The sequence below is a fragment of the Caballeronia sp. AZ1_KS37 genome (genome assembly GCF_023631165.1).
Lineage (GTDB): Bacteria > Pseudomonadota > Gammaproteobacteria > Burkholderiales > Burkholderiaceae > Caballeronia > Caballeronia zhejiangensis.
The window spans coordinates 68,838-93,960 of the sequence record NZ_JALQDP010000008.1 but is presented as its reverse complement, the minus strand read 5'-3'; the positions used below and the strand labels follow the sequence as shown (position 1 = coordinate 93,960).

The window sequence follows — 25,123 nt, the reverse complement described above, 5'->3', positions numbered from 1 at the left end:
ACCGAGCGTCAGGCGGACGGCGCCGACGCGAACGCGTAGCCGTTCTTGCCGTTGCGCTTGACGGTGTACATCGTGTCGTCGGCAGCGGCGACGAGCCGCCAGTAATCGTCGACACGATCCGGAAAACTCGCGATGCCGACGCTCGCGCGCACGATCGACAAGCCCATCTGCGCGTCGGTTTCCGCGACGCACGCGATGATTCTCTGCGCGATCACCGCGAGCTCGCCATCGCTCGAAAACTCGCGCACGAGCAACGCGAATTCGTCGCCGCCGATACGCGCGACCAGATCGCCGCCGCGCACCGCCTGACGAAAACGCCGCGACACCGCAATCAGAAACTCATCGCCGATGCGGTGGCCGTGCGTGTCGTTGACGCGCTTGAAGCCATCGAGATCGATATACAGCACCGCGATGCGCGACGCCCCGCGCGCGCCGCTCGCGAGCGCATTCGCCGCTTCTTCCAGCGCCGCGAAGAGCTTGCGCCGGTTGGGCAGGCCCGTCATCGGATCGTGCAGCGACGCCTGCTCGAATTCGTTCGAAATCCCGAGAAGCTGCCGATTGCGTTTTGCATACATGCCGAGCGCGGTGATGAGCACGCCGAATACGATCGCCGACAACGCGATCAGCGTATGCGACACGCTCAGGATGCGCTCGCGCACGTCCGCGCTCGTGCGCTCGCGCTCCGCGCGCCACCAGGCGTAGGCCGAATCGAGCGCGGAGCTGGCCTCGCCGAGCGCGGCGGAAGGCGAGAGCACGGCGGAAGGCAGCGACGGCGCCGACATCGGACTCGACGACACCAGCGCATGCAGCGCCGCGAGCCGCCCGGCCAATTCGATGCGCGCCTCGCGATACGCGGCCTGGCGCTGCGTATCGCTCGCCGGCGTGTTCTGCAGGGAAAGCGCGGTCGCGCGGGCGGTATCGGCGCGCTCGACCGCTTCGAGCACGAGCCCGACGTACTCCTGCTGCAGTTGCGCCGAAAAGATCGCGCGTACCTGCAACGCCAGGAACAGCAGCCCGATCAGCAGACACAGCAAGGCCGCGCCAGCGAGCGGCGCGGGGCCGGGCACGCGCAGGCGCAAGCGCATGATCGCGTGCCGCGCACGGCTCGCCAGCGTCTCCTCAGGGACGTGAATACTCCTCTCGCTGACGGGTCGGAACATTGTGTCGATAGCTCACTCGATGGAAGAACGCGCCCACGCGCGCGAACAGTCCGCCTTCGGACTGCTGCCTTGCGTTCGCGCGCGCCTGATGCCTGCGTGCCTGCGCGTACTGATCGGCGCGATTGCTCCGATCGACGGCCGCACGCTGCGTCGCGGACGGCGTGCCGCGGCGTTGCGCCTGTTGCGCCAAAGGTTGCGCGGAAGCCGTCGCGAGCGCCGCGGCGGCGGCCGCGCCCGAGCCGTCAGCGCCAGCGTTGGCGACGGTGGTTTCGTCGGCGGGATCGGCGGTGGGTGCGTTGTCCGCGAGCGATGCCATGTCGATGGGCGCGGCCGTCGGACCGTCGTTCGACGAGTACGGAATCGCGCTGCCGGGCGCGGCGGTCAAGGGCGTTTCGACGGCGCCGCCCGATTGCGTCTGCGCGGTGATCACCGGCTGATCGATGCCGAGCGTGCGGCGCGCGCTCGCCATCGCCTCGGCATAGACGCGCTGATCGTGGTTGAACCACATGCCGTACGCGACCGTGCCGAGCACGCCGATGCCAAGCGCGCTCGCCGACGCCATCCACAGCGCGAGACGCCCGAAGCGCAGCGGCGCGCGCATGGGGCCGGGTTCGTCGTCGTAATCGATTGCAGTCTCGGGCAAGTGAGTGACAGTGGGATCATTCGCAGGACTTGCGCGTTCCGCGATGCTCTCTTCGGGTAGCTTTGCGTGCTGAGGCATGACAGCGCTCTCCAGAACCTATTCGTCAGACAGCGGACCAGCGCGGACTTACAGCGCGCGTCCGGCCCGATGCTTCACCTCGCGCGTCCCATCATATGAACAATCAAACGCGATGCGGCTTCGTCGGACGTAACAGCCGGTTGCCGGTTCAGCATCTGCCGCCGGCCCTTTTTTGCCAAACAATGTAACTCGCGCCACATATCGCCACAATCAGGGGCGGCGAGGAGGCGTTGGAACGACGCTCCGGATCCTTGCGCCGATGCGCGGCGCACCTGCCGTGGCACGGTCCGGCGCACCGTTGCACGGCGATTTCACCTCATTGCGTGTCGCGACGGCGAAGCAACTTCGGCCAGTACGTCAGCATTTCCCGTTCCTGCCCCGATTTGAAGTGCGGTGCATGCATCATTCTTCAGAGGAAGTTCCCGCGCGTATGTGAGGTGCCGCACATACGCGCATGGCAGCCGTTTGCGCGTGGAACGCGCGCCACAGTTCGTCATCGGGGCTTCGACGACACGACGAGCGCGATGCCGCCGAGAATCGCGACCGCGCTGGCCGCGAGCCGCATCGTCAGCGTTTCGCCGAGCAGCAGCACGCCGCCCGCCGCCGTGATGAGCGGCACGCTCAGTTGCACCGTGGCCGCCGTCGCGGGCTTCAATCCTTTCAACGCCGCGTACCAGACGACATAGCCGAGCCCCGAGGTCAACGCACCCGAGGTCATCGCGTAGGCCAGGCCCGAGACATCCGCGTCCGTACCCGCAAACGCGAGCGCGAGCGCCGACACCGCGATCGCGAACGGCAGCGCGCGCAGGAAATTGCCGGCCGTCGCGGCGACGGGATCGGACTGGCCCCGTCCGCGCAATGAATAGACGCCCCAACCGATGCCCGCCGCGATCATCAGTGCGGACGACGCGGGATCGGGCGCCGCGAGTCCCGGCAGCACGAGCCACACGAGACCGGCGAGCGCGAGCAGCAGGCCGAGCCATTGCGCCGCGGCGAGACGCTCGCCGGTCGCGATGCCGTAGCCGATCATCGTCGCCTGCACCGCGCCGAAGAGCAGCAGCGCGCCGGTGCCCGCCGCGAGCCGAACGTACGCGAAGGAGAACGCCGCCGCATACGCGATCAGCGCGAATGCCGATACCCAGCTTCCGGCGCGTCGCGTGTCGTCGCCGGGCGCGCCGCGCGCGAGCAGGATGATCCACAGCACGAGCGCCGCCGACGCGACGCGTACGAGCGTGAAACTCGCCGCGTCGATGCGCGCGCCCCTGAGCGCGAGGCGGCACAGCAGCGAGTTGCCGGCGAACGCGATCATCGCGACGACGGTGAAGAGCGCGATGCGCGTGCCGTGCGAGCGTGTGGGTGTCGACATCGGCGGCGCTGGAATGAGGGCGCATCACTGTAGCGCACGCGCGTCGCGAAGACATGCTGCGGCGCGTTCAACCGGTGGTGAAGGGCTGCGGCGGCGCATCGGCCTCGGAGCCGAAGCGCTCGAATTCGGAGATGACCTGCGCGCCGAATAGAAGCAGCGTCGCGAGCGCTTCGAGGCTGAAGAGCACGACGATCGACGTCGTCAGCGATCCGTAAACGACGCTCACTTGCGAGAGCGTCGCGAAGTACCAGACGAGCACATGCCGCGTGATTTCCCAGAGCACGGCGGCCGTCACGCTGCCGAGCAGCGCGAGCCGCAGCGAAGGTCGGCCGACAGGCATCACGAGATAGATCGACGTCAGCACGAAGATCTCGCCCGCGACGCCGAGCAGATACAGCAAAAGCCGCGACACGCCCCTGAGCGACACCTCGACGCCGAGCAGGTCGACGCTGTTGCTGCCCATCGCCTGAAGGCCGTTCGACACGAGCGTGACGATCAGCATGCCGACGCCGAGAAACAGGATGTAGCAGTAAGGCAGGAGCGCCGAGAGCAGAAAATGCCGCCGCCTGACCGCGACGCGATGCACGAAGATCACCGACATCGCGTTCTCGAGCACCGTGAAGGCAAGCGAACTGAAGAAGATCATCGTGACGAGCAGCAGCCAGCCGAGCACCGCGCGATGCGCAAGAAAATTCGCGAGCTCGCCCACGACGGCGTGCGCCTGGCCCGGCACGAGCCATTCGAGCAGATGCGCGAGCGTGTCGAGCAATTGCTGTTGCCCGACGAATTTCGACAGCACGATCACGATCAGGATCAGCAGCGGGACGATGGAAAGCAGCGCGTAATACGCGACCGCGCCCGCGAGCAGCAGGCCCTGATTGGCGCGAAAAGCCTTGAACGTGCGCATCGCAAAGCCGAACGGATGACGCGCGACGCTTCTCACCTGCGGGCCCAGCACAGGGCCGAGAATCTTCGACATGGAACCTCCGCGGCGCGATCGCTGGCCATCCTTTGTGGACGAGCAAGATCCGCACCCGTAGCGAAGGTCCGCACGCTTCAGCCTGTCCGGCGCGCCTCGATGCGTGCGGCTGCTTGCTGCGCGGCTTCCTCGAATGCGAGATTGAGGAAGACATCGACTTCGCACGCGCTCAGGTCGGCGGCATCGACGTTACGCAGCCGGCAGAAGAGCGCGAGCGCCTCGGCTGCGGCGGCGAAGGCGTTGTTCATATCCCGGGAGTGAAGGCGTTTTTTTCTCATGGCCAGCATAACGGCAGGCGCACGGACGACTTTAATGCGTCGCAACGCAACGCGCACGCCGTTTCATTTTCGCTTTTTGATGCATTAATCTAGGTTCATAACTCGAGCCCGCCGAAGGCACTGGAGGACATGATGGCCGCATCCCACGCAACCTCCGCCGCCGACGCCGCCGCGCTCGGTGCCGATGCCGAAATCGTCAACGCCGACGAGCGCCTCTACAACCACGACCTCGCGCCCGTGCCGCGCGCGAAGCGCACCTGGAACGGCTACAGCATCTTCGCGATGTGGATGTCGGACGTGCACAGCGTCGGCGGCTACACCTTCGCCGCGAGTCTCTTTCTGCTCGGCATCTCGGGCTGGCAGGTGCTGCTCGCGCTGACCATCGGCATTCTCATCGTGTATGTGCTGATGAACTGGGTCGGCAAGCCGAGCTTGAGACACGGCATTCCTTTCCCGGTGATGGCGCGCGTCTCGATGGGCGTGATGGGCGCGAATCTCGCCGCGCTGATTCGCGGCGTGGTCGGCATCGTGTGGTACGGCGTGCAGACGTATTTCGCGTCGAAGGCCGTCGCGACCTTGCTGCTGCTTTTCGTGCCGTCTGTCGCCGCGTGGCGCGATACGAGCTTTCTCAGGCTCGACATGCTCGGCTGGGTCAGCTTCCTCTTCATGTGGCTGCTGCAGCTCGTCATCTTTCAGCGCGGCATGGAGATCATCCGCAAGTTCATCGATTTTTGCGGGCCGGCCGTGTATGTCGTGATGTTCGTGCTGATGGGATGGATTCTCTATCGCGCGGGTCTCGGCAGCCTGAATCTCACGCTCTCGGGCAAGGTGCTGACCGGCGACGAGCAACTTCACGCGATGATCAACGCGATCCTGCTCGTCGTGAGCTATTTCGCCGCGCTGCTGCTGAATTTCGGCGACTTCTCGCGCTTCGCGAAAAGCGAGCGGCAGATGAAGATCGGCAACTTCCTCGGGCTGCCGTTCAACTTCGTTGCGTTTGCAATCATCACGGTGATCGTCACGGCGGGCAGCGAGAAAGTGTTCGGCACGATGATCATGGACCCGGTCGAAATCGTCTCGCGCATCGAGAACAAGGTGTGGGTGGCGATCGGCAGCGTCACGTTCGTCATCGCGACGATGGGCATCAATATCGTCGCGAACTTCGTGTCCCCCGCGTACGACATCGCCAATCTGTTTCCGAAGCATGTGGACTTCAAGAAGGGCGGCCTGATCGCGTCGATACTCGCGGTGCTCGTGTGTCCGTGGATCTTCGTCGACAGCCCGAAGGCGATCACGATCTTCGTGTCCGTGTTCGGCGCCGTGCTCGCGCCGATGTACGGCGTGATGATGTCCGACTATTACCTCGTGAAGCGCGAGCAGGTGAGGACCGCCGAACTGTATTCGATGCAGCCCGGCGGACGCTTCTATTACGACGGCGGATGGAACAAGGTCGGGCTCGCGGCGCTGATCGTATCGGGCGTGATCTCGGTCGGCTGGGAACTGTCGACGCAGTTCTTCAAGCTCCTGCCGCCGAACAATCTCGGCTGGCTGATCGGCGCGGTGGCGGGCGCGTTGCTGTACGTGCTCTTCATGCGCATGGCGAACCGCAAATAGCGCTTTATTCGAGCCACTTTCGTACGTCCTTTTCCCAATCGGGCTGGCCGCAGTTCGGCGGATTCTCCGGCCCGAGCACGGTGATGTAGCCCTTGTCCTTCATGCACGCCTCGTAGGCGCGCACCTGCGTGCAACGGCCCGCGCCGGCTCTTTTCGCGGCGCCCTTGCATGCGGACATCGCGTTGTCCATGCCGCTGAAATCGGCATCGCCGTCGTTATTCCATGAAGGCGGATTCGCGCTCGCCGAAAACTCGACAGGCGTGCTGCACGCGACGAGCGCGAATGCAGCGGCGGGAAGAAGGCACAAGCGGAAGAATCGATTCATCTGCTTTAACTCCTTGTTCTTAAGCTCTTGTTGAACGCGCGCAATTCGCCGCCTATTATTCCCCGCTGCCGTTGGCGCGTCGCGTTTTCTTTTCTCGCGGGCGCGAACGACGATGTGCTTGCCGATACCAACGCGCGCCGTCTCGAACAGATGATTCCGCGCGCGACGCTCGATGTGGTCAGCGACGCGGGACACGCGCTGATGTTCCGGTATCCGATCGAGCTCGCGCGGCATGTCGATGCGTTCGTCGCGAGGTGAGCGACGCCGAACACGTCTATCGCTTCATAGCGCACAGAACGCACGCGTTTTAGCTTGTCGGCGCATTTCCCGGCCCTTCATACTGTCGCGCAACCGCGATGCGAAAGCGCGCGCCGATAACAAGAAGAGCCGGGGAAACCACCATGAAGTCACGCTTCACTGCCGTTCACCTGCGTCCCGTCGAACTTGCCGATCCGCATCTCGCGCATCTCTACATGGAATGCGCCGATGCCGAGGCGCGTCTGTCGGGCGCGAGCAGAGTCGCGGCGGTCGCCGTGTACGAAGCCCGTGAGAAGACGCTCGATCGTCTGTGGTCGCGTCTCGATGCGCTCGATCCGAGACTGTGCCGCGAGCTGAAACACGCGGTAGAGGACTGGCACGAAATCGCGGTGAAGCTGCGCGGCGGCGACTGATTGAGACGCGCGCGCAGCGCAATGAGACGCTGCGGCATTCGCGCGGAAGGCCGCCGCCACTAACCTTTCTCCAACGACGCAAATCAAGGAGAAGGGCAATGAACAGCAACAATGGTACGAACAATCGCACGCCGATGCCGGCTGCGTTCTTCGGCATCGCGGTCGGCGGGCTCGCGCTCGCGGGCGCATGGCGTGCGGCGGCTCGCGTGTGGGCGATTCCCGATGCGGTGACCGCATGGCTGACGGCGGGCGCGCTCGTCGTCTGGATCGCGGTGCTCGTCGCATACGGGCGCAAGTGGCTCGTCCAGCGCGATGCGGCCATCGCGGAAATGCGTCATCCGGTGCAGTCTTCGTTCGCGGCGCTCGTGCCGGTATCGGCGATGCTCGTCGCACAAGCCGTGCAGCCTTATTCGCGGCCGCTCGCGATCGCGCTCTTCGCGATCGGCGTCGCGAGTTCGCTCGCGCTCGGCGCGTATCTGCATGGCCGGTTCTGGCAGGGCGGCCGCAAGCCCGAGCTGACGACGCCCGCCATCTACCTTCCGACGGTCGCGCCCAGCTTCGTCGCGGCGACGGCGGCGGCCGGGCTCGGTTTCACGCAAATCGGCATGTTGCTGTTCGGCGCGGGCGTGTTCTCGTGGCTCGCGATCGAATCGATCGTGCTGCATCGCGCCGCCGTGCATGAACCGCTGCCCGAAGCATTGCGCCCTACGCTCGGCATCCAGCTTGCGCCGCCGGTCGTCGGAGGCGTGTCGTATCTCGCGATCACGCACGGCGTACCCGATACGTTCGCATACATGCTGCTCGGCTACGGTCTCTATCAGGCGCTGATGCTCGCGCGCCTCGTGCCCTGGATTCGCCAACGCGCGTTCACGCCTTCGTACTGGGCCTTCAGCTTCGGTGCCGCAGCATTGCCGACGATGGCTATTCGCATGCTCGAACGCGGCGCCACCGGCCCGATGACGTGGATCGCACCGGCTGCGTTCGTCGTGGCCAACGTGGTGATCGGTCTCATGATCGCGGGAACGGTGCGGGCGATCGTGCGAGGCGAGTTGCTGCCGGCCGCGGTTACGTCGGCGCCGGCGAACGTCACGCCGATCAGCATCGAGCGTCGTGCGGCAGCGGGTTCGCGTTGAACATCACAACGTCAGCACTTCGCCCGCGCGCAACGCACGCAGCGACACATCGGGCAACGCGGCGCGCAGTTCTTCCAGAATCTGCGCGCCGTGCGGCGGTTTCAGATGCGAAATCAGCAATTCGGCTTTCATCGCGCGGCCACGCAGATCATCGGCGATGAGCTTCGGGCAATAGTGATGCGCCGCACGCGCCAACGCGATCTGCGCATCCGGATACGCGGTCTCGACGATCACATGGCGCAGTCCCGGCAACGCGCACACGGCGGCCCAGAACTCGGGATTGCTCGTCGTATCGCCGCTGAACGCGATGCACGCCGTTGCGTTCGACACCGCCAGCCCCATCGACGGCACCGTATGCCGCGCGGGCAATGCCGTCACGGTGCGCCCGTTCAGCATGAAGCATTCGCCGACCTCCAGCGCTTCGAAGCGCACGCCCGGCGCATCGGGGGAAGGAATGCGCGTGAAGTCCGGCCAGATCAGATTGTTGAAGATGTGCGCCTGAAGTATGTCGAGCGTCGCGCGGCTCGCGTGAACGACGAGCGGCCTATCGCGCGCGTCGCTCGTGGCATCGATCATGAGCGGCAGATACGCAATGTGATCCAGATGCGAGTGCGTGAGAAACACATGATCGATACGCGCGAGTTCGTCGTCGGTGAGCACGGCGACGCCCGTGCCGGCATCGATCATGATGTCGCCGTCGACGAGCAGCGCCGTCGTGCCGCCGCGATCGCCCGCATCGTCGCCGCCGCTCCTGATCGCGCCGCTACAGCCGAGTACCCGAACGTTCATGATGATTCATTTCGTGTCGAATTCGCTTACGCAATCCCAGTCCTCGGGCAACGCAATGCCGCGCAGCGCATCGATGCGCCTGCGATACATCGCGTACACCTGTCGCTCAGGATACTGCGCCGCGAGCGTCGCGAGTAGCGTTTGCGCTTCGTCCCACTCGCGCGCGCGATAGTGCGCGAGCGCCGCGTGCCAGCGCGTGAGCGCATCGCCGTGTTCGTGCGCGGGCTGCGGCTCGAACACCGCAATCGGCGCGACGCGTCCTTTCACGCGCACGCGATCGATCTCGCGGAACGCGATATCCGTCACCCGTTCGCGCGTCGCTTCGCCCACGATGATGTCGATATCGAAGCGCCGCGTGAGGCCTTCGAGCCGCGCCGCGACATTCACGGCATCGCCCATCACGGTGTAGGCGCGGCGCACGTGCGAGCCCATGTCGCCGACGGTCATCGGCCCCGTATTGATGCCGATGCCGATCCACAGCGTCGGCCAGCCGCGCGCCGTGAGCGTGCGGTTCAGCTCGACGAGCGCCGCGCGCATGCCGAGCGCCGCCGCGACGGCGTTGCGCGCGTGATCCGGATCGTCGACGGGCGCACCCCAGAAACCCATGATCGCATCGCCGATGTACTTGTCGAGCGTGCCGCGATGCGCGCGGATCACTTCGGTCATCGTGCCGAGATACTCGTTCATCAGACGCGCGAGCGCTTCCGGCTCCAGCGTCTCCGCGATGGCCGTGAAGCCGAGCACGTCGCAGAACAGCACGGTCAGCTCGGCGCGCCGCCCGGCCATGCTGTAGTCCTCCGGATGACGGCTCATTTCCTCGACGAGCTCGGGCGGCACGTATTGCCCGAACAGCGCGGTGAAATGGCGTTTCGCGCGCGCCTCGACGAAGTAGCCGTACGACATGTTGAGCACGTAGAGCGCGAGCGCAGCGAGCAGCGGCGACGCCACCGGGATCGACCAGCGAAGCCGCGCGAACGCGAAGAGATCCGCCGCGACGACGAGCGCGAGCAACATCGCGGTGAAGATCGTCGCGCGCGCGGGCATGTGCCACGGCCAGAGGAAGATCATCGCGAGTCCGATGAGCGCGAGCATCGACGCCTGCAACGCCGACGCGAACGGGGGTTCGAAGCGGATCGTATCGTCGAGCATGCCGCCGATCAGATTCGCGTTCACCTCGACGCCCGGATAGACCTCGCCGACGGGCGTCGTGCGCTGATCCATCAGGCCCGGCGCCGTCGTGCCGACGAGCGCGATCTTGCCCGCGAGCGCGTTGGCGGGAATGCGCTCTCCGAGCACGTCGGCGATGGAGTAATACGGGAAGCTGCCGGTCGGGCCGCGATAGGGCACGAGCGCCGCGCCGTTTTCATCGACAGGAATCGTGCGCGTGCCGCGCGGCGTCGTGAGCGCGAGTCCCGCGAGCGGCGCGGCGGGATCGGTTGCGTCGTCGAAGACCGGCGTCACCGCGGCGTCGCCGAACAGCGCGCGGATCACTTCGAGCGACAGCGCGCCGTACACGCCGTCGCGATAGGCCGCGATGAGCGGCACGCGGCGCACGGAGCCGTCGAAATCGATCACGGGATTGAAGTATCCGGCGCGCTTCGCCGCCTGTTGCAGCGCGGGCAGATTGCCGCCGTAGCTCGTCCAGTCGAAGAGCATGAGCGGATGCGTGCCGAACGCGCGCGCGCTCATCAAGGGCGATGGAATCGCGCCGCTCGATGCATCGCGATTCGAAAAGTAAAAGCCGAGCACGACGGGATGACCGGCAAGGGCATCGGCGAAACGGCGGTCGTAATCGAGGCGCGGAGCAAGCGCATCGAGCGTCTTGCGGTACGCGTTGTCCTCGGCGAGCGGGCCGCGCGCGAGTTCGTCGAGCACGGCAAGGCCCGAACTCGCGTCGGCTTCCGCGAACACCATGTCGAAGCCGAGCACCGCGATGCGCTCGCGCGAAAACAGCGTATCGACGAGCGCCGCCATGCGCGCGCGATCCCACGGCCAGCGGCCCAGTTCGGCGAGGCTTTTCTCGTCGATATCGAGAATCGCGATGCGCGCGTCCGTCGTGCGCGGCATGAAGACACGCACTTTCGCGTCGTAGATCATCGCGTCGAGCGAATCGATGAAGCGGATGTCATAGCGCGACAGCGCATGTCCCGCGAGCGCGACGACGATCGCGAGCCCGAGCGCCCAGCGCGCGCCCGAGCGTTTGAACGTGAACGCGAGCGGTTCTCGCACCCTCATTGCGCGGCCCGGTTCTGCTCGTTCGCGACGACGAGCCGCGCCGCCAGCACGCGCGCGTGCGCATCGACGCCGAAAGACATGAGCGCCGCGTGCAACTGCGCTGCGCGCATGACGTCCGTATCGCGGCTCGTGTTTTCGCTCATCGTGGGCTCGCTAACGGCACGCCGCCGACGGCACCACCGGCGTCACGCGCGATGCCGGCAGCACGCCGAACGGCAGCCGCGGACTCACGACGATCGCGCCTTCGCCCGCGCGCACGATCTGCCTGTCGACCTGATTGATGACGACGATCTGACCGTCGTAGACGACGATCTGATCGCCCTTGCAATCCGCGTTCGCGCCCGGTTCGAGATTCGCGCAATCGGTGACGGAATATTCGGTGCCGCGTATGCCGATGGTCGACGTCGGCGTCTTCACGCGATAGTTCTCCGGCTTGCCTTCCTTCGCGACGAGCCCGTCGAGCGCGCGCAATCCGCCTTTCACGAGCGACAGAAAGCTGCGGTCTTCCTGCGGCGCGTTCGCCGCGTAATGAAAATCGTCGACGCGAAACACCGAGCCGGGCTTCAGATACACGCGCTGCTTGTCGGTGAAGATCATCACGATTTCAGAGCCGACGCCGGTCTGCACGGTGTCGCCGTTGTCGATGTCGCCGCCGACCGCCGCCACGCGTTGCGCGCCGCCCGCCGATTGAATCGCGACATTGCCGACGAGCGCGGTGATCGTCGCGACCGCTTCGGCGCACGCCGCGCGCGCGGTCATCGCCAGGAAGAGGAAGAGAAGAAGGTGTCGGGCGCGCGTCATGTTCGGTCTCAGAAGGACTTCGTGAGCGCGATCCAGAAGCGGTTCGCGTGTCCGGTGCCGAGCGTCGAAGGCACGTAGCCGAGCGTGTGCGCGTACGACATCGACAGCAGAAAGTCGTGCGGCGCGGCGAACGTCGCGCCGACGCCCAGCCCGGAAAGCCGGACGTGATCGCTGCCCGGCGCGACCGGATGCGCGGCGATTTTCCCGTCGGCGGTATCGATGAAGCCCGATAGCGTCACGAGCACCGGCACGAGCGATTGCCTGATCGTCTGCCGTAGTTCGATGGTCGCGATATACGCTTCGTCGACGGGCGCGTCGCCGGTCGCATAGGCTCGCACTGCATACGGGCCGCCGAGCGAGATCTGCTCGGACGAATCGAGATTGCGCGAAGTCGCCTGGCCGTTGAGCGAAAGGTAGAGCTGCGTGCCGTTGGCCTGATCGCCGATCACCTGCGTGTGCGTCACGGCGAACACGAACTTCGTGAACGCACCGGCGATCTGCGCGGCGATCTGTTCCGGCTGCGGCGTCTTATAGCGCAGGTTGCCTTGCTGGATAGCCGTGTCGAACGTCGTGATGCTCTTTTCGAGCGTCAGATTGCCCGAGAGCCCGAGCCGGCCGACATCGCTCGTCTTGTCGCTGACGGAATCGAACGCGCCGAGGTGATCCGACAGCAGCTTGTGGTCGTAGCCGAGCGTCGCGAATACGTTCGCCGACGGCGAGCGCAGCAGCGCGTAGCTCAGGAACGTCGAGAAGGCATTGGCGCTGCCGTAGGCGTCGAGTTCGTCGAACTGACCGCCGACCGAATACGTCGAGCGCGTGTAGCCGACGCCCCACGCGAACCCGCTGCCGCCGACCGGCACCGTGTAGCCGATGTTGCCGTAGAACTGCCCGGTGATCGAGCCGAGCAGCCGCGCGCCCAACTGATCGCCGATGCCGAGCGGATTGTTCCATTGCAGCGCGCCGATGAGACGCGCGGTGCCGGTCGTCGTCTGGCCGTAGTTGTCGGCCTGCACGCTGCCGGAGACGGGCCGCGCGGTCGGCACGGCGAGCGTCATGTCGGAGGTGCCGGGAAGAAGGCCCGGCGAGATCGTCGCGTTCGCGCCCGTCGTGCCGGCCGCGTCCTGCGCGAGCAACGTGGCGCGGGTGAGGGCGCGCTCGTCGATCACGTCGCCCGGTTTGAGCGCGCCGAAAAATCGCGCGATGACGGGGTCGCGCGTGCGCGACTGGTTGTCGATGTCGATGCGACCGTAACGTCCCTCGCTCACCGCGATACGCACGATGCCGTCATCGATCTGCTGCGGCGGCACATAGGCGCGCGCGACCAGATAGCCGTGCCGCCGATAGAACGCGCTCACGCGATCGGCGGCGCTTTCGAGATCGTCGAGCGAACGCCCCGCACCGATGAACGGCCGCACGGCGTCGAGCAGTTCCGCCGTCGGGAAAAGCGTGTTGCCGGTGAACGCGAAACCTTTCACTTCGAAGCGGATGCCTCCTGTTTCGCCGGAGACGGGCGGCGGTTCGGGCGCGGGCGTCACGTTCAGACGCAGATCGGAAGGCGGGACGGGCGCGGGCGCTTGCTGCTGCTGTTCGCGCAGGATGCTGCCCGCGTTCGGCAGCGTCTGGGCGTGCGTTTCGCGCATGTCGCGCGCCGTCGCCGCGACGAGCGTCGCGATGAGCACGGCGAGCCGGCGCGACGCGACGCTGTGGCGCCGTTCGCGGGGCCCGAAGCGTCGCACGCGCCTGGGCCTCACATGCGGCATACGTGACCGGGCCATGCGTCGTCCGGCAGACGGCTGCCGTCGCTCGTCGAATCGGTGCGCTGCTGCACGAGCGGCGCGGACTCCGGCTGACGGCCCGGCGTCGCGTTGTAGAGCGGCGCGGGATTGGCCGCGTCGGTACGTACGGAATCGAGAATGCCGGGCAGCGCCGCGACGGTCGTGACGGGCGTTTCCGGTTCTTGCGGCATCACCGGCTGTACGGGGACGGACGGCGGCGCAGGCGGCGGCGTGCCCGCGATGCGCAGCGTGCCGCCTTGCGTCGTGATCGTGTACCCGGTCGGGCCGCCCGTCGCCGTGACCGTGATCGCGTACGTGCCGATCGCCGCGCCCGGCGTCGCGCCGGTGCTCGTCACCGTGAAGACGAACGGCTCGTGGTTCGCCGGGCTGTCGGCGAATGCGTTGCCGTAGTTCGCGCCGTTGTAGCGCAGCGCGATCGTCACGTCGTTCGGACCGAGCGTGCGCGGCGTCTCGAACGGCACGTCGATGTTGATCGCGGTCAACGTGACCTGCTGCCGCGCATTGAACGCGAACCGGTTGCCCGATGCCGATGCCGCGCGCGCATCGGCGCCGCCGGTGTAGGCATCGCCCCAGAGCGCGAGATTGCCGCTTTGCAGTCCGCCGAAGGCGTCGGCCTCGGGTGCGTCGGAGTAGACGAGCCAGCGGCCGTTCGGCGCGGAAAGCGCGTTCGCTCCCGCGCGGTTCACGAAGGTCGCCGCGGCGAGCGTGATCGCCGTGCCGCTCGCGCGGCTCGCAATGGGGGCGGCGAGCGTGAGCGCGGGCGCCGTGAGCGTGACCGCGCCGCTCGCCGAAACGCCCGACAAACCCGCGACGCGGCCGATCGTGAGCGGCGCGCTATCGGCGATGTCGACGGAACCGGCGTTCGCCGCCAGCGTGCCGATGCGATTGCCCGCGTTCGTCAGCCGGTACGCGCCCGCGCCGCCTTGCAGGGCGACATTGGCCGCCTGGATGGGCGCCTGTTGTGTCGCGGTGCCGGCGGTCGTCATCGCGAGCGTGCCGCGCGGCGCGCTGATCGACGCGTCGACGTGGATGCCGCTCTGCGCCGCGAGCGAAAGCGTGTTGACGCCGCTCCACGCGACCGGGCCGTCGATCAGCACGAGGCCGAACGGCGCAAAGCCCGCCGGCGACGCGGCGCTGATCGACACATTGGTCGATTCGAGCACGCGCGAAAGCGTCGCGCCCTGAATCGTGCCGAAGCGCTGTCCGAATGCATCGCCGCCGCCGACGAGCGCGGCGAAGTCGCTTGCAATGCGCCACGTTCCGGTTTGTCCCGATGCCGCCGCCGTCGTGACCTGCGCGTCCGGCGCGACGCGCACCTGCGTGCCCGCCGTTTCGATGGCGCCGCCGTTGCCGCCATCCGGCGCGGATGCGTCGAGCGTGCCGCCGGCCTGCACGACGCCTTTGTCCGCGACGAGGCGGATCACGCCGTTCTGGTTCACGGCGCTTCTCGCGCGGATGACGCCCGTGTTGTTCACGACATTGGCGAGGAGCGCGTCCTCGGCGCTCGCGACGAGCCACGCCTGACCGCCATCGGCCTGAATCAGACCGTGATTGGCGGCGAGCGCACGCAACGCGCCGCGCTCCACCGACAAGCCGATCATGCTGTGATCGCCGAGCGTGACCGCGATGCGCTCGCCCGCCGCGAGCGCCGCGAAACCGCCGGGCGAGTCGATCGTGCCGGCGTTGATCGCGCGCGCGCCGATCAGCGCGACATAACCGCCGGGCGCGCTCGTGAGCGTGCCGAGATTGACGACCGCCGCGCCGTCCTCGTGATGATGATGATGCCGATGCCAGCGCCCGTCGCCCGAAAAGGTGTAGTGGCCGCTCATGAAATCGCTCGTCGACAGATTGAGCGTCGATGCCAGCAATCCACCGACGTTCACCTGCGCGCCCGGCCCGAAGATCACGCCGTTCGGATTGACGATGAACACCTGGCCGTTCGCGTCGAGCTTGCCGAAGAAGGCCGTCGGGCGCGGTCCGACGACGCGGTTCAGCGCGATCGAATTCGCGCCCGGCTGATTGAACGTGACCGCTTCGCCAGGGCGCGTGCTGAACGAATTCCAGTCGATGGCGAGGCGGCCGCTATTCTGCTGAATGATCGTGCTGGCGCCTGCGCTCGTCACCGAGCCGGAACCCGCGACGACGCGCGCGCCGCTCGGTTCCGCGCGCGCGGACATGCACGCCATGACGATGAGCGTGGCGATGCAGAGCCGTCGCGCGGGGAACGCGGTGCTCGCGCGCAGAGTCTTGTTCATGTCGGCCGACTCCTTTCTGTTGCGGCGCATCGTCGTGACGAGATGCAGGCGCACCATCAAGCAGTTTAGTGTTCCGAAGCATGCTTGCAACTACGCGTTTAGAGAACCTTCGCGCACGCGCTGTTCTTCGCCATTCGTATTAGGAACGCGGCGTTTTATCCGACGATCACGCGGCCTGGCTCGCGAGCGTCTCTTCGACGAACTCGCGCAGGAACGTGACCCACGTGCGGATCTTCGCATCGAGATACTGGCGGGACGCGTACATCGCGTAGATGGTCATTGTCTGAAGTTCGCACTCGGGCAGCACGCGCACGAGCGCGCCGCTGTCGAGCCACGGCAGCGCGGCGAGCATCGGCAGCGGCGCGATGCCGAGACCGTTCGACAGCGCGACCGCGAGCGCATCGGCGGAATTGACGCGCAGGCGGCCCGGGTCGAGCTCCACTTCGACGTGGCCGCGCGGGCCTTCGAAGACCCATCGGTCGACGGGGAAAAACGTCGTCACGAGTTGCAGGCACGCGTGGTTCTTCAGATCGTCGATGCGCTGGGGCGTGCCCGCCCGTTTGAGATAGCCCGGCGACGCGCACAACACGCTCGGCATCGAGCAGATCTTCGTGGAGACGAGCGCGGAGTCGGGCAGTGCGGACGTGGTGACTTGCAGGAAGACGTCGAAGCCTTCGTCGAGCATGTCGGGGATATGTTGCGAAAGCGTAAGCTCGACGCGCACCTGCGGATGCTGCTCGAGATAGCGCGTGAGCGCGGGCACCACGTAGTGCTGGCCGAAGGTGATCGGGGCATGCATGCGCAGCACGCCCGTCGGCGAAACCTGGGCGTTGCTCGCCTCGGCCTCGGAGAGATCGACGAGTTCGAGCACTTCCTTGCAGCGCGTGAGATAACGGTTGCCGGCATCGGTGAGGGCGACGCGGCGCGTCGTGCGATTCAGAAGCCGCGTGCGCAGATGCGTTTCGAGTTCGGTGACCGCGCGCGAGGCCTGCGCCGTCGTGATGTCCATCTGCTGCGCCGCGACGGTGAAGCTGGCCGCTTCAGCCACGCGCGCAAAGATTCTCATGCTCCGCAACAAGTCCATCGTCCAGGCATCCGTTTGACGAAGCCGGAACTATCCCACGTCGGCGCAACAGCGCGCAACCTGCGCGGGCGAAGCGGCGTCGCGTCGGCTTTTCGCACATTCGTTTCAGGATTCACATCTGTTACAGGCGTTGTAACGCAGCCCGCACGCGGCGTGGCTACGATGGATTCATGGCTGCATATGAATCCAGGATCGCATCGCGGTCTGCTTGTCGGCCTTCTCAGACGAGGACGAAATGAACATCAAGGGCTTGGTCGGGATCGGTATCGCGTTGTCGGCGGGACTCGCTTGCGAAGCCGCCGTGGCGGGCGTGAGCCTGGGCATCAATCTCGGGGTCCCCGTTGCGCCGGTTTATGCGGCGCCGGTGTACGTCGCGCCCGCTCCCGTCTATGCGCCGCCTCCGCCGCCCATGTACGCGCCGCCGCCTCCGCCCGTCGCCTATCAGCCCGCGCCGGTCATGGTTGCGCCCGCGCCGGCGATCGTCGTGGGTTGGCACGGCGACCGCTACTGGGATGGCTATCGCTACTGGGGACGCCGCGACTGGTACGCGCATCACGGCGGCTATTACGGCTATCGGCACTGGTAAGCCGGAAGCCGGCGGCAACGGGGCATCATCATGAAAAATTCAACTCGAACTCGAACCCGGTCGCGCCTCGCGCGCTCGCTGATCGTGCCCGTCGCGCTCGTGGCGGCGGCGGGGCTCGGCGGCTGCGTTTATGCGCCGCCCTATGGCTATGCGCCCGCGCCCGCTTATGGCTACGCGCCTGCCTATGGCTATGCGTATGGACCGGGCTACTACGCGGCGCCATCGGTGTCGCTCGGCATCGGCTTCTCGAGCGGCGGCGGCGGTCACTGGCACGGCCGCTGACGCGCGGTCCATTCCGACTGGAACGTGCGTTGCTGCGATTTCTCTGACTCTTTCGGAGAAAGCGCAACATGACCGAGCAAACTGCAAGCTTGCTGTCGCAACACGCCCGCTGCGAGCATTTCATGCTGCCGCCGAACGGCTGGGTGCCAAATAACACGCGGCTGCCCGTCCTGGTGTGGCGCGGCGCGATCGACCCGAAAGCCACCGATTGCGCCGAGCGCTTCGAAGCGCTTTTCGCGCAGAACGGCTGGCCGCCGCAGTGGCGCGACAGTGTCTTCGACTATCACCACTTCCATTCGACCGCTCATGAGGCGCTCGGCGTCGCATCGGGCGACGCCGAACTGATTCTCGGCGGCCCGCATGGCCGCGTGATCGCGGTCAGCGCCGGCGACGCGCTCGTCCTGCCTGCCGGCACCGGCCATTGCCTGCTGACGGCCGGACGGCGCTTTCAGGTCGTCGGGGCTTATCCGCCGGGGCAGCAATGGGATATCCGCCGCGAAGCGATCAGCGAGCAGGAACGCATCGCGATGGAAGAACTGCCGTTCCCGCGAAGCGATCCCGTCGCCGGAGAGGACGGGCCGCTCGCGCGTCACTGGCATTAGCCGATCACGCTTTGCTTTCCTTCACGCATTGAGACCGGCGCGCGCCGACGAGCGGCACGCGCTTGATCACGCCCGTCGCGAGCGCCGTGCCGACCAGCACGATCGCGCAGGCGGCCGCCATGCCCATCGACACGCGCTCGGCAAGAAAGAGCGCGCCCCACAGAATCCCGAAGATCGGAATCAGGAACGTGACGGTAATCGCGCGTGCCGGCCCGGCGACCGCGATCAGACGGAAGAACATCATGTAGGCGAGGCCCGTGCACGCGACGCCCAGCCCGAGCACCGCGCCCCACGCGTGCAACGATACGGCGCCGGCCGGCCAGAAAAAGAGCGCGAAGGGCAGAAGCACGATCGTCGCCGCGCTCATCGTGCCGGCGGCGACCGTCAGCGAATCGACGCCCATCAGATGCTTTTTCGTGTAACTCGCGGCGACGCCGTAAGAAGCCGATGCGGCGAGCGCGGCGAGTGCGGCCAGCGCGGTCGCCATCGGGGAGGCGGCGGCGGCGCTCGCGTCGTGCGCGAACATCTGATCCCAGACGAGCGCGAGCACGCCCGCGAAGCCGATCGCAAGTCCCGCCACGCGCATGCGCGTCAGCCGGTCGCTCAACCACAGATACGCGACGATCGCGCCCCAGAGCGGCGTCGTCGCGTTGATGACCGACGTGACGCCCGCCGACAGCGTCAGCTCGGCATACGCGAAGAGACAAAACGGCGCGGCGGAATTGAGGACGCCGACGACGAGGAGCGGCCACGCGCGTTCGCGCATCGTCGAGAAGGCTGGCCGCGCCTTGCCGCGCAGCGCTAGCACCAGAAGCAGAAACAGCGCGCCGATGCCCACGCGCAACGCCATCAGCGGCGCGACGCCGAGATCGGTCACGCCGACGCGGATGAACAGGAACGAGCCGCCCCAGAGCGCGGCGAGAACGAACAGTTGAGCGAGATTGACGGGATTCATGGCGGCTTGGCGATAGAAGTCGGGAGCGAAACCATCGTATCGGCGTGCGTCGTGCCGACGTTTCGGCGCGGCGTGAAACGAAAGATGCGGCGCGATTCACCCGCTCGCCCAGCTCCCGGAATCCCGCATCGTAGGCGCGCGCCGATGCCGCCGCAAACGAGCATTTCTCACCGTTATGTGAGAAAAATTGCCAAGCGCCGCGCGGCTCGACCGACCGCCGACGCCGAGGTTGCTGGCAGGCCCGATCGGTGCGACTCTTGCATGATCGAAAGATGGACGATGGTTCTTGCAGCGCGATGGACGCAGTCAACGGGAGAGAAGCCATGGACAATGCAAACGGCAACGCATCCACGATTCAGTCGATGCAAAACAGCGACCGGGGCGATCCGGCCGATCCGCCGCTCTCGCGCCGCACGGTCGCGAGCGCGATGGACGCGGCGCTCGCGCCCGGCATGGCGCACGGACAGGCCGCGAGCGTGACGCCGCTCACGCCGGGCGAGGCGCACAAGCCCGCAAGGTATTCGCCGTATCACGTGCACGGCGATGTGCTCGAAGGCGGCGACAGTCCGACGGTGCTCGCGCAGCCCGCCGCGACGCACGCCGCGGGACAGGGCAGTCAGTACCATCCGTCGCGACCGATGCCGCGGCGCGCGCGCGACGTGCTGGCGGGCGCGCAGGACGTCATCGCGACGCAGTACAGGCAGGCGAAGGAGGGCACGGACGATTACGTGCACGACAATCCGTGGAAATCGATTGCGCTGGCGGCGGTCGGCGGGCTCATCGTCGGTCTGCTGGCCGCACGCTGAAGCGCGGCGGGCCTCAACCTTGCTGGGTTGCTGATATCGGCAGAGGCTTATCGCCGTGCCGGACCGACATGGAAGAACGATCGTACGACCTCTGCACCGACCGGTGCGAAATCTGGAATCCGCTGACGATGGCGCTCGCCAGTCCGCGGCGCGTCTTGATCGTGCATTCGGAATCGAACGTCGGCGACTCGTTCGCGCTGCTCCTCGCGATGCGCGGTTTCGAGGCCGTGCAGATCGGCGATGCGGCGGCCGCGTCGCAATTCATCCGCAACTGGCGGCCGCAGGTGTTGTTCGTGGATACGCTCATCGGCGACGCGCACGACCACGCGCCGGCGCGCACGCTGCGCGAAGCGCTGACCGTCGATCGGACGGAGGGCGAAGTGGAGTTGCTGATTGCGCTCGCCGCCGATGCCAAGCAGGATCCGCGCGATGCATTGCACGCCGCGGGCTACGACGGCTTTTGCAGAACGCCGTGCCCGGTCTGGTGGATGTTCGACGTATTGAAGTGTTTCTACGTCCACTGATGCGGGCGGTGCACTGCGCCGCCGCCCGCCGCTTGAGGCCTAAACCGCTCGCGATGCCTTGAAATCGTTGGTTTCCAGTTCGACCGACTGGCCGCCGTTGCGCTCGAGCGCGCGCCGGGCGGCGTCTTCGATTTGCACGCGTCCGCCTTCGAACGCGGAGAGGAGATCGTGCGACGACGTCCCGCTATTGCCGAAGTGATCGTTGAGTGCATCGAGGGAAATGCTGCACCACACCTCGCGGCCGTCCACCTTCGCCTCGAACGCGACACGCGCTGCCGCCACGACATGACGGCGCCCGCTGAACTCTATCGTCATCCTTATCACCTCCTGTTTTTCGTTCGGAACACGGTTGAGCGCGATCATCGCGAGACTTGCAACGACGCGCCCGCGATGTCGATGCCTACGACTGCGTGCGGCCTTGCGCGCCGCGCACGTCGTCTTGCATGATACGCCCGCGCTGCGCGGGGCGTACGGGAGGTGACTTTGCAATGACCGTGCCCGCGCGGTACAAAGCGCCCTATCCGCAGCAGAGGCAGCCGCCGCGATGCCTCATGCCGTAACTGCCGGCTTCTTCGGCGGCGCCGGCGGATGCGCTCGAACCGCCCACGCTCGGCGCGCCGATCGTCACGCGCGCAGCGGCCGCGCCGCATTGTGGACAGGCCGCGGGATCGTCGCGCTCGGCGATGCGGCGGACGGCTTCGAACGCGCCGCAATCCGCGCATTGGTAATCGTAGACAGGCATGACGTTTTCACTCGGAGAAAGAGGGCATCGATCACGGTAGCAAGCGCTATGCAACGCCTCGCCGCGAAGCCGGGCGTGCCGATGTCAACGCCCGTCCTTGCGCAACAGGCGCAGACGCGCTTCTTCGAGCGACTCGAACTTGCTGTCGGCTTCGTCGTAGATCGACACCTTGCCGCGCCCGATGTCGTACACCCAGCCCTGCACCTGCAGCTTGCCGAGCGCGAGCCGGCCCGCGACCGCCGGATGCGTGCGCAGATGCGTCAGTTGCAGGCGGATGTTCTCCTCGACCATCGCCTGGACGATGCGTTCTTCTTCCAGCTTGCGCGCCATCACGACGCTGCGCGCGGCTTCGGCGTTGCGCAGCCATGCGTGAACCGTCGGCATTTCATCGGCGATGGCCGCGCCTGACGCGAGACCTTTCATCGCGCCGCAATCCGAGTGGCCGCAAATCACGATCTGCCGGACGTTGAGCGCGAGCACCGCGAATTCCACCACCGCCGACACGCCGCCGAGCATCTCGCCATAAGCCGGCACGATGTTGCCGATGTTGCGGCACACGAAAAGCTCGCCGGGGCGCGTCTGCGTGATCATTTCCGGCGATACGCGCGAATCCGCGCAGGTAATGAAGAGCGTATGCGGCGCCTGCTGGCGCGCGAGGCTCTTGAACAGCGCTTCGCTGTCGGGGAACACGAAACGGCTGAAGTCGTCGGCGCCTTGCAGCAGGTACAGCAGGTCGCCGGTTTCGGCGCCGTGGCGTTCTTCGCTCATCGATTTGTCGGACATGGTGTCGCCTTTGTTGTGCGGTTCCGACGCGCGTGCGTGCGCGTCACGTCAAGGCGAAAGCTTGCGGGGTTTTGAGATGGATCGCAAGTCGCTCCGATTCAAGACCTTCACGGGCGCACCAATTCGGTGCGAGGGCATCATCCGGTTCGGTTTTCCCGAAGTGACGCGCTCAAAATCTCCTATTTTTCGACGCGTACCATTCCGCTAGATTGTTTTCATTGAAAGCAATCAGAAAGGAAACGACATGAAATGCCCGGTATGTCCCGCGACCGAACTACTGATGACCGTGCGCGAGGGCATCGAAATCGACTATTGCCCGCACTGTCGCGGCGTGTGGCTCGACCGCGGCGAGCTCGATCAGATCATCCGGCGCGCGGCGCAGGCGTCGCTCGCGGAGGCGCAAGCGTCCGGGCGCGACGAATGGGACGAGCGCGGACACGATCGCGAGCGCCGCACGCATCGGCAGGACGGTTACCACTACGGCGATTCGCGCGGCAAGCGCGAACATGCGCGGCGCAAAAAATCCTTTCTCGGCGATCTGTTCGACTTCGACTGATCGGCGAGCGTCACGCGCATCGGCAGTAATTCGGCGGCAAAACAGCAAGGAGAACGGCAAATGTCAACGGTGAAGCAAGTCCTGAAGGCAAAGCGCGACACGACGGTTCACACCATCGACGCGGAGGCGAGCGTGTACGAAGCGATCGCGCTGATGTCGCGGGCGGAAGTGGGCGCGCTCGTCGTCGTGGTGGGCGACGCGGTGTGCGGCATCGTCACCGAACGCGACTATGCGCGCAAGGTGATCCTGCAGGACAAAGTCTCGCGGACGACCACCGTATGCGAGATCATGACCGCGCCGGTGATGTCGGTCAGCCTCGGAACGAGCGCCGACGAATGCATGACGCTAATGACGCGGCAGCGGATTCGCCATCTGCCGGTGATCGAGGGCGGCCGGCTCGTCGGGATGATTTCGATCGGCGATATGGTGCGGCATCTGATCGAGGAGCAGCAGTTCGCCATCGACCAGCTCGAAAGCTATGTGCGCGGCCCGCGCCACGATGCACCGACGTGCGCGCTCACGCGGCGTAGCGAGATTCCGCAGACACTCGCACTGCGTATCGTGTAGCGCGTCAGCGCGCTTGCGCCGTCAGAAGCGCCTGCAGGTTGCGCACGACATCGTTCCAGTCGCCGAGGCCGCGGGCGCGAACCAGGCGCATCGAGGCATACCAGGGCGTGACATGCGGATCGCGCTCGTAACGCCATTCCGCGACCTGATTGAGAAACAAGTAGCACGGCTTGCCGAGCGCCCCCGCGATGTGCGACAGCGCGCCATCATTGCCGACGAACGCATCGAGCCTGTCGATGATGCTCACGCTTTGCGTCAGCGTGACGTCGGAGGCGAGGGTGGTGAAGCGGTCGACGTCATTCGAACGCGGGGCGTTCAGCCAGCGCTTGCGCTCGAAGCCGCGCTGCATGACGACCCAGTGGATGTCGGGCGTGCTGTCGAAAAGCGGGACGAGATCAGGCAGGGCGAGGCTGCGGCTGGCGAAATTGTTCGCCGATTCGCACGACGACCAGAAAATGCCGACGCAGCGCCGGCCCTGCGCGCGCTGGCGGATCTCATCGACGATTGCATCGGCGGCGCAAGGATCGGCGGGCTCGATATAGCGTGCCGACGACGCATAACCGAGCACCGGGAAAAGCGCGGTAAAGAGCGCGAAAGGATCGGTCCACAGCGCGCCGTCCGTTGCGACGGCGAAGCCGGCCGCGCGCATGGCTTCGGCGTCTCGGGCGGATTCGGCGTCGGGCATCGCGAAGCGATAGTTCCGGTCCGAGCCGTCGGCGTAGGCGATCTGCACGCCCAGCGCCTGAAGCGCGCCGGCGTAGCGCACCCAGTTCACTTGATCGCCGTGGCCCGACGCGATCGACGTCATCGTCAGATGCGCCGGCAGGACCCGCTGTCCGCACCAGTAATGCTCGATATCGACATCGGGAAACAGCACGCGGCGCGCTTCGTGCGATGACCAATAGCGATGCAACAGTTCGACGCCGCTCGCGATGCCGTTCAGGCGCATCGCGCTGCGTCCCTGATGATGTCCGAGCACATAGGCGGAATGTTCGTCGACGTCTTGCGCGCTCAGTTCCAGAACCCGGTCGTCGCAGCCGAGATAATGCCAGCCGTAGACGCGCCACAGGAATGCGAAGATCGGTGCGACATCGGGCTTGCATCCCACGTACTCGATCATGCTGAGCGCGACTTCCTTCAATCCGAGATGCGCGCACGCGTCGCACAGGCTGTGAAGCTGGAAGCCGAAGGTGTTCGATCGGCGCGTGAGCTCGCAGGCGATATCGACGGCGCGCAGAAATTCGCCCCCTCGCAGATGCGCGAGCGCGCGCGCGTGCAGGTACTCCGAGGTGTGTCCGTCGGCGGCGAAGCGACCATCGAGAAAACGGAAACATGCCTCGATTTCGCCTGCATACAGGCTGGAATGGAACTGTTGGTAACTGTCGATCATGGGAGCTTGCCGAGTCAGGTGGCGGCATTATTGCGTGCGCCGAAGCGTCGGGCGCGCAGGCGGCAAGCCTTTTCACAAAAATTTCGGATTCTTGATTAATGCGTTGATATTCCGACAATTTTT

29 protein-coding genes are annotated in these 25,123 nt (G+C 66.2%); 11 read left to right on the top strand and 18 right to left on the bottom strand.

All coding sequences use genetic code 11. From position 1 onward, the window contains the following. Positions 1-8: 8 nt before the first annotated feature. The 5 genes from NCS00_RS07510 to NCS00_RS07490 all read right to left on the bottom strand — a co-directional run bounded on the left by NCS00_RS07510 (position 9) and on the right by NCS00_RS07490 (position 4,474). A complete protein-coding gene (locus NCS00_RS07510) occupies positions 9-1,085 on the bottom strand; it encodes a GGDEF domain-containing protein (protein ID WP_250439768.1) in 1,077 nt (358 codons plus the stop codon). Between the two features lie 34 nt (positions 1,086-1,119). Continuing rightward, positions 1,120-1,881, bottom strand: a complete 762-nt coding sequence (locus tag NCS00_RS07505) for a hypothetical protein (RefSeq protein WP_250439767.1) — start codon at positions 1,879-1,881, stop codon at positions 1,120-1,122. Between the two features lie 493 nt (positions 1,882-2,374). Next, positions 2,375-3,247, bottom strand: a complete 873-nt coding sequence (locus NCS00_RS07500; RefSeq protein ID WP_250439766.1) for a DMT family transporter — start codon at positions 3,245-3,247, stop codon at positions 2,375-2,377. Between the two features lie 67 nt (positions 3,248-3,314). Further along, positions 3,315-4,226 carry a YihY/virulence factor BrkB family protein gene (locus NCS00_RS07495; protein WP_008349578.1) on the bottom strand — a complete coding sequence of 304 codons (912 nt, stop codon included), beginning with the start codon at positions 4,224-4,226 and terminating at the stop codon, positions 3,315-3,317. Between the two features lie 77 nt (positions 4,227-4,303). After that, complete coding sequence (locus tag NCS00_RS07490) at positions 4,304-4,474, bottom strand: hypothetical protein (protein ID WP_160172930.1); 171 nt, start codon at positions 4,472-4,474, stop codon at positions 4,304-4,306. A 162-nt stretch (positions 4,475-4,636) separates the two neighbouring features. On the opposite strand from NCS00_RS07490, the gene NCS00_RS07485 reads away from it, so the two are divergent. Then, a complete protein-coding gene (locus NCS00_RS07485; protein ID WP_175983162.1) occupies positions 4,637-6,118 on the top strand; it encodes an NCS1 family nucleobase:cation symporter-1 in 1,482 nt (493 codons plus the stop codon). 4 nt (positions 6,119-6,122) lie between these two features. Here NCS00_RS07485 and NCS00_RS07480 read toward each other — a convergent pair whose 3' ends face one another. Next, complete coding sequence (locus NCS00_RS07480; RefSeq protein WP_008349580.1) at positions 6,123-6,443, bottom strand: hypothetical protein; 321 nt, start codon at positions 6,441-6,443, stop codon at positions 6,123-6,125. Positions 6,444-6,557: 114 nt separating this feature from the next. On the opposite strand from NCS00_RS07480, the gene NCS00_RS07475 reads away from it, so the two are divergent. The 3 genes from NCS00_RS07475 to tehA all read left to right on the top strand — a co-directional run bounded on the left by NCS00_RS07475 (position 6,558) and on the right by tehA (position 8,247). Beyond that, positions 6,558-6,701, top strand: a complete 144-nt coding sequence (locus tag NCS00_RS07475; protein ID WP_008349581.1) for an alpha/beta fold hydrolase — start codon at positions 6,558-6,560, stop codon at positions 6,699-6,701. Positions 6,702-6,844: 143 nt separating this feature from the next. Further along, complete coding sequence (locus tag NCS00_RS07470; protein WP_008349582.1) at positions 6,845-7,114, top strand: hypothetical protein; 270 nt, start codon at positions 6,845-6,847, stop codon at positions 7,112-7,114. A 98-nt stretch (positions 7,115-7,212) separates the two neighbouring features. Further along, complete coding sequence (tehA, locus tag NCS00_RS07465; RefSeq protein ID WP_250439765.1) at positions 7,213-8,247, top strand: dicarboxylate transporter/tellurite-resistance protein TehA; 1,035 nt, start codon at positions 7,213-7,215, stop codon at positions 8,245-8,247. A 3-nt stretch (positions 8,248-8,250) separates the two neighbouring features. Here tehA and NCS00_RS07460 read toward each other — a convergent pair whose 3' ends face one another. The 7 genes from NCS00_RS07460 to NCS00_RS07430 all read right to left on the bottom strand — a co-directional run bounded on the left by NCS00_RS07460 (position 8,251) and on the right by NCS00_RS07430 (position 17,207). Beyond that, positions 8,251-9,036, bottom strand: coding sequence for a 3',5'-cyclic-nucleotide phosphodiesterase (locus NCS00_RS07460; protein ID WP_250439764.1), 786 nt, complete (start codon positions 9,034-9,036; stop codon positions 8,251-8,253). A 6-nt stretch (positions 9,037-9,042) separates the two neighbouring features. After that, entirely contained in the window at positions 9,043-11,271 is a 2,229-nt protein-coding gene (locus tag NCS00_RS07455; RefSeq protein WP_250439763.1) for a CHASE2 domain-containing protein, read from the bottom strand. After that, complete coding sequence (locus NCS00_RS07450; protein ID WP_250439762.1) at positions 11,268-11,414, bottom strand: hypothetical protein; 147 nt, start codon at positions 11,412-11,414, stop codon at positions 11,268-11,270. The genes NCS00_RS07455 and NCS00_RS07450 overlap by 4 nt, the downstream gene beginning before the upstream one ends. A gap of 10 nt (positions 11,415-11,424) precedes the next feature. Next, on the bottom strand, positions 11,425-12,072 hold the full coding sequence (locus tag NCS00_RS07445; protein ID WP_008349588.1) for a FecR family protein: 648 nt from the start codon (positions 12,070-12,072) through the stop codon (positions 11,425-11,427). 8 nt (positions 12,073-12,080) lie between these two features. Next, positions 12,081-13,847, bottom strand: a complete 1,767-nt coding sequence (locus tag NCS00_RS07440) for a ShlB/FhaC/HecB family hemolysin secretion/activation protein (RefSeq protein WP_250439761.1) — start codon at positions 13,845-13,847, stop codon at positions 12,081-12,083. Continuing rightward, positions 13,820-16,123 (bottom strand): two-partner secretion domain-containing protein, encoded by a 2,304-nt coding sequence (locus NCS00_RS07435; protein WP_250439760.1) that lies wholly within the window; start codon positions 16,121-16,123, stop codon positions 13,820-13,822. The genes NCS00_RS07440 and NCS00_RS07435 overlap by 28 nt, the downstream gene beginning before the upstream one ends. A 166-nt stretch (positions 16,124-16,289) precedes the next feature. After that, a complete protein-coding gene (locus NCS00_RS07430; RefSeq protein WP_008349593.1) occupies positions 16,290-17,207 on the bottom strand; it encodes a LysR family transcriptional regulator in 918 nt (305 codons plus the stop codon). 235 nt (positions 17,208-17,442) lie between these two features. On the opposite strand from NCS00_RS07430, the gene NCS00_RS07425 reads away from it, so the two are divergent. The 3 genes from NCS00_RS07425 (at position 17,443) to NCS00_RS07415 (ending at position 18,677) form a co-directional block, all read left to right on the top strand. Continuing rightward, the gene (locus NCS00_RS07425) at positions 17,443-17,793 is read left to right on the top strand and encodes a hypothetical protein (RefSeq protein ID WP_008349595.1); all 351 of its coding nucleotides are present in this window, start codon (positions 17,443-17,445) and stop codon (positions 17,791-17,793) included. Between the two features lie 30 nt (positions 17,794-17,823). Continuing rightward, positions 17,824-18,075, top strand: coding sequence for a hypothetical protein (locus tag NCS00_RS07420; RefSeq protein ID WP_235366340.1), 252 nt, complete (start codon positions 17,824-17,826; stop codon positions 18,073-18,075). 68 nt (positions 18,076-18,143) lie between these two features. Next, complete coding sequence (locus NCS00_RS07415) at positions 18,144-18,677, top strand: cupin domain-containing protein (RefSeq protein WP_008349599.1); 534 nt, start codon at positions 18,144-18,146, stop codon at positions 18,675-18,677. 4 nt (positions 18,678-18,681) lie between these two features. Here the strand turns inward: NCS00_RS07415 and NCS00_RS07410 are convergent, their stop codons facing one another. Then, a complete protein-coding gene (locus NCS00_RS07410) occupies positions 18,682-19,632 on the bottom strand; it encodes a DMT family transporter (RefSeq protein ID WP_250439759.1) in 951 nt (316 codons plus the stop codon). 323 nt (positions 19,633-19,955) lie between these two features. On the opposite strand from NCS00_RS07410, the gene NCS00_RS07405 reads away from it, so the two are divergent. Next, positions 19,956-20,438 (top strand): ElaB/YgaM/YqjD family protein, encoded by a 483-nt coding sequence (locus NCS00_RS07405; protein WP_250439758.1) that lies wholly within the window; start codon positions 19,956-19,958, stop codon positions 20,436-20,438. A 68-nt stretch (positions 20,439-20,506) separates the two neighbouring features. After that, a complete protein-coding gene (locus NCS00_RS07400) occupies positions 20,507-20,962 on the top strand; it encodes a response regulator (RefSeq protein WP_008349604.1) in 456 nt (151 codons plus the stop codon). Between the two features lie 39 nt (positions 20,963-21,001). Here the strand turns inward: NCS00_RS07400 and NCS00_RS07395 are convergent, their stop codons facing one another. The 3 genes from NCS00_RS07395 to NCS00_RS07385 form a co-directional block, all read right to left on the bottom strand. Then, on the bottom strand, positions 21,002-21,277 hold the full coding sequence (locus NCS00_RS07395; RefSeq protein ID WP_008349606.1) for a DUF1488 family protein: 276 nt from the start codon (positions 21,275-21,277) through the stop codon (positions 21,002-21,004). A 202-nt stretch (positions 21,278-21,479) separates the two neighbouring features. Beyond that, complete coding sequence (locus NCS00_RS07390) at positions 21,480-21,704, bottom strand: FmdB family zinc ribbon protein (RefSeq protein ID WP_250439756.1); 225 nt, start codon at positions 21,702-21,704, stop codon at positions 21,480-21,482. 84 nt (positions 21,705-21,788) lie between these two features. Further along, positions 21,789-22,487, bottom strand: a complete 699-nt coding sequence (locus NCS00_RS07385) for a carbonic anhydrase (protein WP_008349610.1) — start codon at positions 22,485-22,487, stop codon at positions 21,789-21,791. Between the two features lie 244 nt (positions 22,488-22,731). On the opposite strand from NCS00_RS07385, the gene NCS00_RS07380 reads away from it, so the two are divergent. Together NCS00_RS07380 and NCS00_RS07375 are read left to right on the top strand one after the other, a co-directional pair. Further along, positions 22,732-23,043, top strand: coding sequence for a TFIIB-type zinc ribbon-containing protein (locus NCS00_RS07380; protein WP_008349612.1), 312 nt, complete (start codon positions 22,732-22,734; stop codon positions 23,041-23,043). Between the two features lie 60 nt (positions 23,044-23,103). Beyond that, on the top strand, positions 23,104-23,610 hold the full coding sequence (locus NCS00_RS07375; RefSeq protein WP_008349614.1) for a CBS domain-containing protein: 507 nt from the start codon (positions 23,104-23,106) through the stop codon (positions 23,608-23,610). Positions 23,611-23,614: 4 nt separating this feature from the next. Here the strand turns inward: NCS00_RS07375 and NCS00_RS07370 are convergent, their stop codons facing one another. Then, positions 23,615-25,000, bottom strand: a complete 1,386-nt coding sequence (locus tag NCS00_RS07370; RefSeq protein ID WP_250439753.1) for a glycosyltransferase family 9 protein — start codon at positions 24,998-25,000, stop codon at positions 23,615-23,617. Positions 25,001-25,123: the final 123 nt, after the last annotated feature.